Origin of the sequence: Micromonospora sp. NPDC047707, from assembly GCF_040704235.1 — a bacterium.
GTDB lineage: Bacteria > Actinomycetota > Actinomycetes > Mycobacteriales > Micromonosporaceae > Micromonospora.
In genome coordinates this window covers 81,410-94,404 of the sequence record NZ_JBEYSU010000024.1, presented here as the reverse complement: position 1 = coordinate 94,404, position 12,995 = coordinate 81,410, and the positions used below count along the sequence as shown (strand labels likewise).

The window sequence follows — 12,995 nt, the reverse complement described above, 5'->3', positions numbered from 1 at the left end:
AGCCACGGCGAGCAGACACCGCGTCACCCTGCCCGCCACGGCGGTGGATGTCATGCCGCCACGCCGTCCACAACAGACCTTCTCAAACACGCTCTTAGAGGCATCACGGCGAGAGCGCCGGTCGGGGCCGACCTTGCGGGACAACCCACGGCTGATCCGGCGAATCTTCCGCAGCGCGGCATCAAGATGCTGCGGGTTCGGCACCGGTTCGCCGGTGGACAGCGCCGCCAGGCGCCTCACCCCAAGATCGACGCCCACCGTCGCATCCGGACACGTGGGGGTGCGGCGCGCCCGCTCGACCTGGCAGGTGAACGACACGTACCAACGGTGACCGTCACGGCGCACCGTCGCGGACAGGATCCGGGCGGTGCCAGCCGCCAGCCGGTGGGCCAGCTTGCGGGCCGACTCGTGCAGCCTCAACCGGCCCAGCCGGGGCAGCACCACATGCTTCCGATCCGGGTCCACGCGAATGGTGCCGGTGGTGAACCGCACCGACGGAGTCGACCGGCGGCGCGACTTGAACCGGGGAAACCCAACCCGGCGTCCGGCCCGCTTACCCGAACGGGAGTCGGCCCAGCTGTTCAACCCGCGCGCCAGCGCGTCCAGGCCGGTGTTATACGCCTCCTTCGAGTAATCCCGCCACCACGGCGCCACCTCACCCTTCGCCGCGTTCCACCCCCGACGCAACGCCGGCAGAGACCACCCGATCGCCGGGGTGAGCTCGTCCTCCGGGATGCCGTAGCTGCGTTCGGCCGCCCGCTGATCCAACACCGCCTTTATTCGAGCCAGCGCCCAGTTGTACGCCATGCGGGCCGCACCCACGTGACCCAGCACCGCCCGCTCCTGCGCCGGGGACAGGTCAAGAGCAAACCGGTACGCCTGCACGACGCTCAGCCGATCCCGGTGTCCCACACCCGGCACGATAACCATCCGGTACGACATCCACCCCGGCCAGCCACACCCCGTACCACCCACGCCACGAGCCAACTCTCACAAGCACACCAACGCATGTCAGCGCTTAGTCCATCAGCAACAGTTGACAACCCCGGCGACGCGACGCCGCCCGACCGCTAGGGTCGACACGTGACCACGGATCCGCTTCTGCTGACCGGCGAGGTGGACGACGCCACGGCTCGCCTGCTGCGCACCGCGGCGACCTTCGACGAGGCGGATCTCGCCGCGCCGTCCCTGCTGCCCGGCTGGACGCGGGGGCACGTACTGGCCCACCTCGCCCGCAACGCCGACGGGTTCGTCAACCTGCTGACCGCCGCACGCACCGGGGAGCCGATCCCCATGTACGCGAGCGCCGCCGCCCGTACCGCCGACATCGACGCCGGCGCGCCCCGGCCGCCCGCCGAGCACCTCGACGACCTGCGGCGCACCGCGGACCGGTTCGCCGAGGCGGTCGCGGCGATGCCGGTGGAGGCGTGGGGCGCCACGGTGGAGACCCGCCGCGGGCCGTGGCCGGCCGCGATGCTCGTCTGGGGGCGGTTGCGGGAGATCGAGGTGCACCACGTGGACCTGGCCGCCGGCTACCGGCCGGCCGAGTGGCCGGAGGCGTTCGGCCACCGGCTCCTCCACGAGGTCGCCACCGGCCTGGCCGAGCGCCCCGACGCGCCCCCGATGGTCCTGCGCTTCGACGGCACCCGGCACGAACTCGTGGTCGGCGACCGCTCGGCCGCTCCCACGGTGACCGGCGCCGCCCCCGAACTCGCCGCCTGGCTGATCGGCCGCAGCCCGGGCACCGTGCTCACGGTCACCCCCGACGGCGCCCTGCCGACCCCACCGGAATGGATCTAGACGACTCATGACCTACACCGGAGACGTCACGCCCGGCGGTGCGCCGGCCGTACGCGACCTCGACCGGCTCACCATCACGAAGCTGTCGGTGGGCCCGATGGACAACAACGCCTACCTGCTGCGCTGCCGGGCCACCGGCGAGCAGGTGCTGATCGACGCGGCCAACGAGGCGCCCCGGCTGCTGGACCTGGTCGGCGACGGCGGGCTCGCGGCGGTGGTCACCACCCACCAGCACATGGACCACTGGGTGGCGCTGGAGGAGGTGGTGGCCAAGACCGGCACCCGCGCGCTGGTGCACGCCGAGGACGCGTCCGGGCTGCCGATCGAGGCGGAGACGCTCGGCGACGGCGACAGCGTGCCGGTCGGCGACTGCGCGCTGGAGGTCATCCACCTGCGGGGCCACACGCCCGGCTCGATCGCGCTGCTCTACCGCGACCCGGCCGGCGTCCCGCACCTGTTCACCGGCGACAGCCTCTTCCCCGGCGGCGTCGGCAACACCGACAAGGACCCGGAGCGCTTCGGCCGGCTCATCGACGACGTCGAGCGGAAGCTGTTCGACCGGCTGCCCGACGAGACCTGGTTCTACCCGGGTCACGGCAGGGACAGCACCCTGGGCGCCGAGCGCCCCGCCCTTCCCCAGTGGCGAGCCCGCGGCTGGTAGCGACGCTCGGACCGACACCAGCCGCCGCCGCGTCAACGCCAGCACCACGCCGGCCAGCGCGACGCCGACCGACATCGTCACCACCATCGGGCTGGGCGCACCGGGCAGCAGACCGGCGAGCGACCGCGCCACCGTGCCGAGCAGCAGGTAGAGACCGGCCCAGGCCGCCGCGCCGAGCGTCGCGCAGCCCAGAAAACGCCGGTACGACATCCGCAGCCCGCCCGCCGCCAGCGGCAGCAGCGCGTTGAGGACCGGCAGGAAGGGCGCCACCAGCACCATCCGCCCGCCGCCGCGGCGCAGGATTCCCTCCGCCGCGGCCCAGCGCTCCTCGCCGATCCAGTCGCCGACCCGGCTGTGCCGCAGCCGGTCCCCCCAGCGGCGGCCGGCCAGGAAGGTCAGCGACCAGCCGGCCAGGCAACCGGCGACGACGGCGGTGAAGGTGGCCAGGCCGGCGGTGGGGCCACCCACCCCCACCGCCGCGAGGATCGCCACGTCCCCGGGAACCAGCACACCCAGCAGCGGCACGGCGTCGAAGATCATCACCACCCCGAGCACCCCCATCAGCAGGGTGGTGGGTAGTTCTCCGACCTGGGCCAGCCAATCCGCCATGCCACGTACGCTATGGCCGCCGGTCCACCCGGGACATCGGGTCGGATCCCCCACCGTCCCCTGGTCCCCGCCTCGGGGTCGTCCCTGATCCGGTCATCCGGGCCGCAGGACCTGAACCCGGCGCACGGGCGGGCCCGGGCTGGGTTCGGTGATCGGCACGAGGTAGTCGGCCACCACCACCAGCCCGTCCGGCGGCCGGTGGCCCCGTCCGGGGTCGCCCACCAGCACCTCGGCGCCGGCGGTGGCGGCGCGGCGCAGGAACGGCAGCACCCGGGCGGCCATCCCCGCGTCGTAGAGGACGTCGCCGGCGACCAGGAGGTCGACCGGGGTCGGCGCGGTGTCGAGCAGGTCCTGCCCGGTGGCCCGCACCGCCACCCGGTTGACCCGGGCGTTGACGGTGACGGCGGCGACCGCGTACGGGTCGACGTCGTTGGCGACCACGGCCGCGCCGGCCAGCGCGGCGGCGATCCCGACCAGGCCGGAGCCGGTGGCGAGGTCGAGGACCCGGCGCCCGGCGACGAGTTCGGGGTGGTCGAGCAGGTGGCGGGCGAGCGCCTGCCCGCCGGCCCAGACCGACGCCCAGTACGGCGGCGGCAGCGCCCGTCCCGCGTGCGCCTCCATCCGCGCCCACCAGACGATCGGGTCCTCGGCGAGGTGCAGCCGGACCTCGGGGACGAAGGGGATGGGCACCAGGCACAGCCGGTCCAGACCGGCGCCGGGCGCGTCGATCTCCCGTTCCAGGTCGACCAGGGCGTTCGTGACTCGGCTCACCGACGCCAGCATGCCGCACCCGGCGGTCCGCCACGCCGGGTCCGCCGAGCCTGTTCCGAGAGTTCACCGGACCGCCTACGGCACTTCGCCCGGCAGATCGGGGTTTGGGCGGTTACTGTCGGGAAGGTACCGGGCGATCGTCGGCCTGCGGTCGGTGGTCGCCTGCTTGGGAACAGGGAGAGATGCATGGCAACCGGCACCGTCAAGTGGTTCAACGCGGAAAAGGGCTTCGGCTTCATCGAGCAGGACGGCGGGGGGCCGGACGTCTTCGTCCACTACTCCGCGATCCAGTCGAGCGGTTACCGGGAGCTGAACGAGGGCCAGAAGGTCGAGTTCGAGGTGACCCAGGGCCAGAAGGGCCCGCAGGCGGACAACGTCCGTCCGATCTGATCCGTGGCGCCGGCGGCGGCCGGGTCCGGCCGCCGCCGCTCCCGCGGTCAGACCGCGAGCGGCGCCACCGGCAGGTCCCGGCGGTGGCGCAACGGACCGACCAGCAGGATCAGCGGCGTGAGCGCCAACCAGCCGGTCATCACCGCGATCGCGGTGCCGGCTCCCAGGATGCCGGCGAGCACGCCGCCGGCCAGGGCGGCGACGGGGATCGTCCCGTAGTTCAGCAGCTGCATGCTGACCGTGACGCGCCCCAGCAGATGCTGCGGGGTGTACGTCTGCCGGAAGCTGCCCTTGACGACGTTGCCGACCGCGACCCCGAAGCTCACCAGTGCACCGCCCAGGGCCAGGCACCCCAGCCGCCAGCCGGGCGCCGCGAGGGGGATGAGCAGGGCCGGCGGACCGGTGAACGCCGCGGCCACCAGCAGGGCGCGGGCCGTCCCGCACCATCGGCCCACCGCCGTGGCCAGCAGCGCGCCCACGATCCCGCCGGCGCTCATCGCCGCCAGGAGCAGGCCGACCAGCCCCGGCGCGAGGTGCACGTCGCGGACCAGGAAGACCACCATCAGAGCCTGGTAGCCGGTCAGGCCGAGGTTGCTGGCCGCCCCGAAGACGGTCAGGACCCGGAGGTACGGGTCGTGGGCGACGACGCGGACGCCTTCGGCGATCTCGCGTCGCAGGCGGCGGCGCGCCCGGGTGCGCGAGGGGCGGCGCTCGTCCACCCGGATGCGCGACAGGCACAGGGCGGAGAGCAGGAAGCTCACCACGTCGAGCAGGAGTGCGGCAACGGCGCCCACGGCCTGCGCCACCAGGCCGGCGATGCCGGGGCCGAGCAGGTAGCTCGCCGTGCGGGTGGCCTGCAGGCGGGCGTTTCCGCCCGGCACCTGCTCCGGACGGAGCACCACGGGCAGGTACGCCTGATCGGCCGTCTCGAAGAAGACCTTGGCCAGCCCCGCACCCAGGGCGACCGCGAGCAGTTGACCGATGGTGAGCACGCCGAGCACCGCGGCGACCGGGACGCTGAGGAACAGCGCCGCGGACAGCAGGTCGCAGGCGATCATCACGGGTCGGCGCGGCAGCCGGTCCACCCACGCCCCGGCGGGCAGACCGACCAGCAGCCAGGGCAGCCACGCGGCCGCGGTCAGGACGGTGACGGCGAACGGGGTGGCGTCCAGCACGGCAACGGCCACCAGGGGGAGCGCCACCACGGTCACGTTGCTGCCGACGCTGCTGGCCGCCTGCCCGATCCACAGGAGACGGAAGTTGCGCTCGTGCCACAGCCCCCGTGCCGGCACACCGAGCGTGTCGACCGACGGGCCGGTCGACGTGGGGTCGGGATCCTTCCCGACGGTCGGCCGTACCGGGTCGGCGGCCCGCGTCCCGGCGCGGCTCACGGTCGGGCCGGGACGCCGTGGGCGAACACGAAGACGGAGTCGCGGACGCGACCGTCGTCGGGCACCTCCCGCTCGGCCCAGCGGGCGAGCAGGTCGGTGATCTGGCGGCCGAGCTCCGCCAGTTCCTCCGGGGTGAGGCGCAGCCAACGGTCGGTGGAGAACGGCCCCTCCCCCCAGGCCGTACGCGCCTCGTCGTCGGCGCCCTGCCACGCGTGGACGAGCGCGGCGTGGCGTTCCATGTTCAGGGTGGCGGCCGCGTCGGCGACGGCCCGGGTCGCCGGGTCACCGGCGAAGTCGGTGGCGGACCACCGCACCGCCCGGTTCACCAGCCGCCACCAGCGTTCCCGCCGGTCGCGGGCGCGTTCGGGAACCTCCTCCACCAGGTCGACACCGGCCAGCATCCGCATGTGGTGGCTGACGTTGGCCGGTGCCTGCCCGGTGCGCTCGGCCAGCATCCCGACCGTCGACGGGCCGTCAACCTTGAGGACGTCCATGAGCCTGCGGCGCAGGGGGTGCGCGAGCAGCGCGAGCACCCTGGCGTCGGTGACCGTGCGGACGTTCTGTCTCTCCATGCCTCGGAGGCTAGTTCAGCAATAGTTCTTGCGCAATGCTTCTTGCCGAACACCGGGCGGCCCGGCGGGAGGTTCCGGGCGATCCCCGCACGGGGCGGCGGCCCGCCGACACCGGGCCGGAGCCCCGGTCAGGCGGCCAGGCGGCGGGCCAGCTCGTCGGCCACCTGCTGGGCGAGCGTCGGTGGGATCGCCGCGGCGATCTTCTCCGGGGTGAGGCTGGCCAGCACCCCGGCGACGATCGCCTGCTCGTCGGTGAAGTCGCGGTTGGACAGCGCCGTGAGCTGGTTGACCAGCACGTCCAGGCGCTGCATGGTGTAGTCGAGCTTGGCCACCAGACTGTTGCTGGCCGGCCTGGATCCCGAGCCGTCCGGGTCGACCCGGCGGCCCATGCTGTTGCCACCGATGAACATCCCGGTGAACACGCTGTCGATCTGCTGCTCGGCCTTCTCGCTCATGACGTCCTCCAGGAGTCCCATGCTGGTCAGGTAGCGGCGGAAGAGGGGGGTCTGGTCCCGGCCCGCCTTGATCGAGTCGCGGAAGAAGCTGAAGTGCGTGTGCCACAGGTGAGAGCTGTCACCGCAGGTACGCCGGCCGAGCCGGTCCCACCGACGGACGGTCCGGCCGTCCGGGCTGTAGATGATCTCGCGGATGTCCCGGGCGTCCGCGGCGTTGGCGACGCACTGCTGGACGCACCAGATCGAGAAGGTGCGCAGGGTGTGGGTACCGCCGCCGGAGCGGACCTCGAAGGTTCCGACGTCGAGCGCGGCGGCGTCGAGGGTCAGCCCGGCGGAGTCCCGCGGCGACTCGACGACCGAGTAGTCGTTGGCCACCACCCGGTCGGACCCGCAGTGGTAGCCGCCCCGGTGGTTGGAGTCGCCGACGATGCCCACCTCGGCCGGTTCGAGGTCCTGGCTCCGGACGGTGTTCGGGTCGACGTTGAGGTGGGTGAGGAGCAGGCCGCGAACGGCCAGCAGGTTTTCCGGAGCCCGCGTCATGGGTCCCCCTTGCGGATGATCGGGGGCCGGGCACGACGGTGACACCGCGTACGCGGGGTGGGGGCCTTACGAGCGAGCCCGGCCGTGATGCGCACAGCGCCGGGCGTGGCTCAACCATAACCCGCCGGACAATAAACGCCCAGTTCAGAGTGGCACTGTTTACCGTGGAGACAGGTAGGAGCCGCAGTGGACGATGGGGAGCACGACGGCGGACGGGTGCCGTGAGTCGTGCAGGATCTCCCGCCATCCAGCACGCAGAGTGACCGCCGTGCTGAGGGGCTCGCCGGTGCCGGGGTTGCGCGCGTACCGGGGGTGCGCGCCGCCGGACACCTGCACCCGCAGCCGGTGACCGGCCGCGAACCGGTGCGCCGTGGGCCACAGCTGCACCGGCACCCGGACGGCACCGGTCTCGTCGGCGCGGAACCCGTCCGGCGTCACCCGGACCAGCCCGTCGCACACGTTCCAGGACCTGCCCCGGGCGTCCACGTCGCACAGTCGCACGAAGACGTCCAGGTGGGGCAGGTCACTTCGGACGAAGATCTCCGCCCGGACCGGCCCGACCACCTCCACCGGAGCCGGCAGGACCTCGCTGGTCCAGGTCAGCACGTCAGGGCGGGCCTCGACGGGACGGTTGTCCACCGGCCCGGCCCGCTGGGCGACGAGCAGCGGGCCGCCCAACGACGGGGTGGGGTCGGCCGGGTCGTACCAGAAGCCGTCGGGGGCGGACTCCACCGGCGGCGCGGTGCTCAGCCCGCCGTACGGGTGCAGGTGCCAGGTGGTGGGCGTGGCGGGCGGCGGCCAGTCGGGCAGGTCCCGCCACCCACCGCCGGCCCCGCCGACGTGCACCCGAACCGGGGCGCGTCCGGGCGCCGGCCGCCTGCCGAGGTGTTCGTCGAGCCAGTCGAGGCCGTCGCGCAGGGAGGCCACGAAGAGCCCGGGGCTCCCGTGCGTCCACGGCCCGACGGTGAGCCGGGGTCGGCCGCCGGCGGCACGCAGCGCCGCGAAGTCACGCAGCTGCGCCGGGAGGAAGATGTCGTGCCAGCCGCTGATCATGGCGACGGGAGCGCGGACCTCCGCGAGACGGTCGCCGAATATCCGGGTACGCCAGTACGCGGCGTCGGGCGTGTGGTGGCGCAGCCACTCCTGGAAGAAGGGCACGGTGACCCCGGTGGCCACCCGGTCCGCCTCGGCCAGCGGCAGGTGCGCGAGCGCGGCGGCGAGCCGCGGCTGGCCCCGCTTGAGTTCCCACTGCCGGGCGAGCCAGGGCACGGTCTGCGCCTGGAGGAGCTCCGCCCAGGTGAGCACCGTGTCCAGGGCGAAGGACTCCCCCGCGTACGTCGAGTCGCGGGTGCCGGAGGCGGTCACGACCGCCACCATCGCGCGCAGCTCCGCCCCGGCGTCGGCGGCCAGGGCCCACTGGACGAAGCCCTGATAGCTGGCGCCGAACATCCCGAACGCGCCGCTCCACCAGGGCTGGCAGCGCAGCCAGTCGAGGGTGTCCAGACCGTCGTCGCGCTCGTGGACGAGCGGGTCGAACACGCCGCCGGAGCCGTGCGTGCCCCGGCAGGACTGGATCACCACGTGGTAGCCCCGCTCGGCGGCGAGCCGGCCCAGCAGGCGCATCGGGCCGCCGCGCCCGTACGGGGTGCGGATCAGCACGGTCGGGGCGCCCGGCAGGTCCGGCGCGTAATGGTCGGTGCGCAGCGCCACGCCGTCGCGGACCCGAACCGGGAGGTCGCGGGTCAGGGTGACCCGCCGGGCCCGGGGTGGTGGGAGCCGCAGCACCGCCGTGGCCAGCCGGGTCGCCAGCGCCGTGAGCACGACCGGGTCAGCCGTTCGTCCGCCGCGGTGATGCGGCGCGTACGGCGTCGCGGTGCTCCCGGACCGTGGCGCTCATCGCCGTCATGAATTGGTGGACGGTCTCCAACTCGTCGTCGGTGAAGTCGGCCATCACCGCGTCGGTGCGCCGCCCGAGCGGCTGGAAGAACTCCATGGCCACGGCGGCGCCCCGGTCGGCGTAGTGCAGCAGGACCTTGCGCCGGTCGGTGGCGTCGCGGTCGCGCCGAATGTGACCGGCGCGCTCCAGCCGGTCGATCAGCGCGGTGACCGACCCGGACGACAGGTTGAGCTGCTCGCCGAGGCGGCCGGGGGTGATCGGGTCGCCCCGCAGCTCGGCGTCCATGACCGCGATCAGGGCCTGCAGGTCGGTGGCGCCCAGACCGTGCAGCCCGGCGAAGGCGTGGCCGACGTGCTGGGCGTCCACCGCGTACCGCCGGAGGTTGTTGGTGATCTCCGCGACCAGCTGCTCACGCCGCGTGTCGCGCCGCCGGTACATGCCGTGACCTGCCACGTCCCGCCGCATCTCCTCGTCTCGGTCCGGTTGCAGCATAACTCAGCGGCCGATAATCTCGTTCATCGAGATACTCGATGGCCCGGACATTCCTGGCCGTCGAGCGGTTTCCCGTCCAGCCCCGTGAGGAAACGATGTCCCTGTTCACCCACGTCGCCCGCGGCCGGTTGGCCGCGTGGCTCACCGTGGTCGCCGCGATCGTCCTCGGTGCCGCCGTGTTCGGCCTGCCGAAGCCCGACAACCCCGCACCCGTGTCGTCCACCGGGCTGTCGGTGGAGTGGCAGTCCACCCAGGTGGAGCGGCTCCAGGAGCAGCTCCCGTCCAGCGACGTCCAGCCGGCCCTCGTCGTCGCCAGCCGCGCCGACGGGGGGCCGCTCACCGCCGCCGAACGGGAAGCGCTCGCCGCACAAACCGGCGACCTGAGCCGATTCGCCGTCGGCGGACAGGTCGCTCCCCCGCAGTTCTCCCCGGACGGCACGGTCGCGCTGGTCGCCGTGCCGCTGTCCACCGCCGGCGGTCAGGAGCAGGTCGCCGACACCGTGGAGCGGCTACGCGCCGCGCTCGACGACGCGCCCGCGGGCCTCACCGTCGACGTGACCGGTGGGCCGGCGTTCACCGCCGACCTCACCAAGGTCTTCGAGGGCGCCGACGTGACCCTGCTCGCGGTGACCGCCGGGGTGGTGGCGCTGCTGCTGCTCGTCACGTACCGCAGCCCGTTCCTGTGGATCGTGCCGCTGGTGGTGGTCGCGGCGACCGAGCAGCTGACCCTGCGGGCCGTCGACACGATCGTCCCCGCGGTCGGCATCAACCTCCAGGAGGGCGCCGTCACCGGCATCGCCAGCGTCCTGGTCTTCGGTGCCGCCACCGACTACGCCCTGCTGCTCATCGCCCGCTACCGGGAGGAACTGCGCCGCGAGGCGGACCGCTTCCGGGCCATGCGCGCCGCGCTGCGCCGCACCGCCGAACCCATCCTGGCCAGCGGAACCACCGTGGTGCTCGGCGTGCTCACGCTGCTGCTGTCCGAGCAGGAGACCAACCGGGCGCTGGCGGTGGCCTGCGCGACGGGCGTCGTCCTCGCCATGCTCTCGGCCCTGCTCGTGCTCCCCGCCGCGCTGGTGCTCCTCGGTCGCGGCCTGTTCTGGCCGTTCGTGCCCCGGGTCGGCGGCGCGGTCCGCGAGGGCCGGCTGTGGGGCCGGCTGGGCGCCGGTGTCGTCCGACGGCCGGTGTCCGTCGCCGCCCTGGCGACGCTACTGCTGGTCGGCCTCGCCCTGGGCGGGCTGGGCATCCGCACCGGCCTGTCGGAGACCGAGCAGTTCCGGGTGGAGCCGGAGGCGGTCGCCGGGGCGCAGACCCTCGCGAAGGCCTTCCCGGCCGGGACGACGCAGCCGGTCGCCGTACTCACCAACCCGGCCGCGGCGGGGGCGGTCACCGAGGCCGCCGCAGCGGTGACCGGCGTCGCGTCGGCGCGGCCCGGCAGCGCCGGCGCCACCGTCGCCCAGGTCGACGTGGTGCTGGAGGCCGAGCCGGGCACCGCCGCGTCCGACCGCGCCATCGAGGCGCTGCGGGACGCGGTCGCCACGGTTCCCGGCTCCGCCCCGCCCACCGTGGACGGCGCCGGTGCGCTCGACGGGGCCGTGGTGGGCGGCACGGTCGCCGCCACCTACGACACCGCCGAGGCCAACGCGAAGGACCTGCGGCTGATCCTGCCGATCATCCTGCTGCTGGTCGCGGCCGTCCTGGTGCTGCTGCTGCGGGGCCTGCTCGCCCCGGCGCTGCTCGTGCTCACCGTCATCGCGTCGTTCTTCGCCAGTCTCGGGGCGGCGTGGCTGCTCTTCGACCACGTGCTGGACTTCCCCGCGCTGGACAGCGGCGTCATCCTGCTGGCGTTCGTGTTCCTCGTGGCGCTCGGCGTCGACTACAACATCTTCCTCGTCACCCGGGCCCGCGAGGACGCCCGCCGGGCGGGCACCCGCGACGGGATGCTCTCCGCCCTGCGGGTCACCGGCGGGGTGATCACGAGCGCCGGCGTGCTGCTCGCGGCGGTCTTCGCCGTCCTCGGCGTGCTGCCGCTGATCCTGCTGACCCAGATCGGCGTCATCGTCTGCATCGGCGTCCTGCTCGACACGCTGCTCGTGCGGACGGTCCTCGTGCCGGCGCTGGCGTTCGTGCTGGGCGACCGGTTCTGGTGGCCGGGCCGGGTCCGCCGGGAGGCCGGGGCGCAGGCGCCGGCACCGCGTGAGCCGGTCACCGCGCACGACTGACCGTACGGTCGGCAGGGGTTGCGGCGTCACCGCGCCGCAACCCCTCAGTACGTGAGGCAGACGCACTCGGTCATGAGGGCGCGGACGTTGCGCACGTACTGCGGGTTCGGGATGGTGAGCGGCTCCCCCTCGCGGGCGACCGCGCCGTGCCCGTAGTTGTACGCGGCGATCACCGCGTTGAGCAGGCACGAGTTCAGCTCGGTGGTGCACAGGGCCGCGTCCAGCCGGTAGTCGGCCTCGAAGTACATGTCGCCGATGTACTTCGTCAGCCAGGCCAGGTAGTTGGCGCCGAGGTAGGCGTTGTCGCGGTAGTCACGCACGTCGTAGCTCTGCCCGAACCGCTGGTTCATCCAGTCGGCCGTCGCGGGCATCACCTGCATCAGCCCGATCCCGCCGTCGCAGGCGACGATGTTGGACTGCCAGCCGCTCTCCTGCCAGGCGGTCGCCTTGACCAGGGGCAGCGGGATCCGGATGTCGGGAGCGGACGTCGGCCAGTACGTCTTCGCCGCCGCGTCGCCGAGCGCCGCCTTGACCTGCGCGCGGGTGGCCTGGGTGCCCTCGTAGCGGGGCGTGCAGGCGGTCGGTGCCGGCTTCGGCGGTGGCGGCGGCACCTTCGTCTCGGTCGGCGGCTTCGCCGCGGCGCGGGGAGCGGTGGCGCGGGTCGGCCGGTGCGTGGGCCGGGCGCTGGGCGACGGGCTGCGCCGCGGCGCCGCTCCCATCGACTCCCGCGCGGGCGGTGTCGCGGTCGCTGTGGCGGCGTCGGTCTCACCGGCCGGTGCGGCGCTCGCCTCGGCCGTCGCACCGACCGGGGCCGCGATCTCGGGCGCGGCGGCCCGGTCGCGCGCGCACCCGGCGAGCCCGGCGGCCAGCACAAGCGCCGTGAGCGTCGCCGTGGCCCCACGGCCTCCTCGCATGTCGACCCCTTCCCCCGGTGACCGCCGCACGGTAACAGGAGTCGGCGGTGAGCCGCCGCCCCGTGCCGGACGGGCACGCGGACCCGGCGCCGACGTGGGCCCGTCGGGTCAGGCGTCGCCGGGCCGGTCGGCGGCGGGCGCGTCGGCCCCCGGCATGGTGGCCGCGGCGGCCGCGCGGGTGCCCGGCGAGCCGCCGACCGCCTGCTCCGGCGGCGCGGCGGCAGCGGCGGCCGGCGGCTCCGCGACGGCATCGCCCGGCACGTCGGCGACCGCCGCGCCGT

General features: G+C 74.1%; 12 protein-coding genes and 1 pseudogene. 4 read left to right on the top strand and 9 right to left on the bottom strand.

The window, feature by feature from the left end; all coding sequences use genetic code 11:
• Positions 1 to 885 (bottom strand): IS607 family element RNA-guided endonuclease TnpB (gene tnpB, locus AB0873_RS22975; RefSeq protein ID WP_366602022.1); only part of this gene is annotated, 885 nt, incomplete at its 3' end.
• 198 nt (positions 886 to 1,083) lie between these two features.
• Here tnpB and AB0873_RS22970 point away from each other — a divergent pair.
• Both AB0873_RS22970 and AB0873_RS22965 read left to right on the top strand, forming a co-directional pair.
• A complete protein-coding gene (locus tag AB0873_RS22970; RefSeq protein ID WP_366602020.1) occupies positions 1,084 to 1,800 on the top strand; it encodes a maleylpyruvate isomerase family mycothiol-dependent enzyme in 717 nt (238 codons plus the stop codon).
• 7 nt (positions 1,801 to 1,807) lie between these two features.
• Positions 1,808 to 2,461, top strand: coding sequence for an MBL fold metallo-hydrolase (locus tag AB0873_RS22965; protein WP_366602018.1), 654 nt, complete (start codon positions 1,808 to 1,810; stop codon positions 2,459 to 2,461).
• A 15-nt stretch (positions 2,462 to 2,476) separates the two neighbouring features.
• Here the strand turns inward: AB0873_RS22965 and AB0873_RS22960 are convergent.
• Together AB0873_RS22960 and AB0873_RS22955 are read right to left on the bottom strand one after the other, a co-directional pair.
• Positions 2,477 to 3,070: pseudogene (locus tag AB0873_RS22960) on the bottom strand (VTT domain-containing protein); the annotation flags it as partial.
• A gap of 93 nt (positions 3,071 to 3,163) precedes the next feature.
• Positions 3,164 to 3,853: a 50S ribosomal protein L11 methyltransferase gene (locus AB0873_RS22955; protein WP_366602016.1), complete on the bottom strand. Its 690-nt coding sequence runs from the start codon at positions 3,851 to 3,853 to the stop codon at positions 3,164 to 3,166.
• Positions 3,854 to 4,027: 174 nt separating this feature from the next.
• Between AB0873_RS22955 and AB0873_RS22950 the strand changes: the two genes are divergently transcribed.
• The gene (locus tag AB0873_RS22950; RefSeq protein WP_155331218.1) at positions 4,028 to 4,231 is read left to right on the top strand and encodes a cold-shock protein; all 204 of its coding nucleotides are present in this window, start codon (positions 4,028 to 4,030) and stop codon (positions 4,229 to 4,231) included.
• Between the two features lie 47 nt (positions 4,232 to 4,278).
• On the opposite strand, the gene AB0873_RS22945 is transcribed toward AB0873_RS22950, so the two are convergent.
• The 5 genes from AB0873_RS22945 to AB0873_RS22925 all read right to left on the bottom strand — a co-directional run bounded on the left by AB0873_RS22945 (position 4,279) and on the right by AB0873_RS22925 (position 9,524).
• On the bottom strand, positions 4,279 to 5,622 hold the full coding sequence (locus tag AB0873_RS22945; protein WP_366602014.1) for an MFS transporter: 1,344 nt from the start codon (positions 5,620 to 5,622) through the stop codon (positions 4,279 to 4,281).
• Positions 5,619 to 6,194, bottom strand: a complete 576-nt coding sequence (locus tag AB0873_RS22940; protein ID WP_155331217.1) for a metalloregulator ArsR/SmtB family transcription factor — start codon at positions 6,192 to 6,194, stop codon at positions 5,619 to 5,621. The genes AB0873_RS22945 and AB0873_RS22940 overlap by 4 nt, the downstream gene beginning before the upstream one ends.
• Positions 6,195 to 6,322: 128 nt before the next feature.
• A complete protein-coding gene (locus AB0873_RS22935; RefSeq protein ID WP_366602012.1) occupies positions 6,323 to 7,189 on the bottom strand; it encodes a hypothetical protein in 867 nt (288 codons plus the stop codon).
• Positions 7,190 to 7,348: 159 nt separating this feature from the next.
• On the bottom strand, positions 7,349 to 9,010 hold the full coding sequence (locus AB0873_RS22930) for a CocE/NonD family hydrolase (RefSeq protein WP_366602010.1): 1,662 nt from the start codon (positions 9,008 to 9,010) through the stop codon (positions 7,349 to 7,351).
• A 7-nt stretch (positions 9,011 to 9,017) separates the two neighbouring features.
• On the bottom strand, positions 9,018 to 9,524 hold the full coding sequence (locus AB0873_RS22925) for a MarR family transcriptional regulator (RefSeq protein ID WP_366602030.1): 507 nt from the start codon (positions 9,522 to 9,524) through the stop codon (positions 9,018 to 9,020).
• A 149-nt stretch (positions 9,525 to 9,673) separates the two neighbouring features.
• Here AB0873_RS22925 and AB0873_RS22920 point away from each other — a divergent pair, with 149 nt between their 5' ends.
• Positions 9,674 to 11,800 carry an MMPL family transporter gene (locus tag AB0873_RS22920; protein WP_366602028.1) on the top strand — a complete coding sequence of 709 codons (2,127 nt, stop codon included), beginning with the start codon at positions 9,674 to 9,676 and terminating at the stop codon, positions 11,798 to 11,800.
• Between the two features lie 44 nt (positions 11,801 to 11,844).
• Here the strand turns inward: AB0873_RS22920 and AB0873_RS22915 are convergent, their stop codons facing one another.
• On the bottom strand, positions 11,845 to 12,714 hold the full coding sequence (locus AB0873_RS22915; RefSeq protein WP_366602008.1) for a lytic transglycosylase domain-containing protein: 870 nt from the start codon (positions 12,712 to 12,714) through the stop codon (positions 11,845 to 11,847).
• Positions 12,715 to 12,995: the final 281 nt, after the last annotated feature.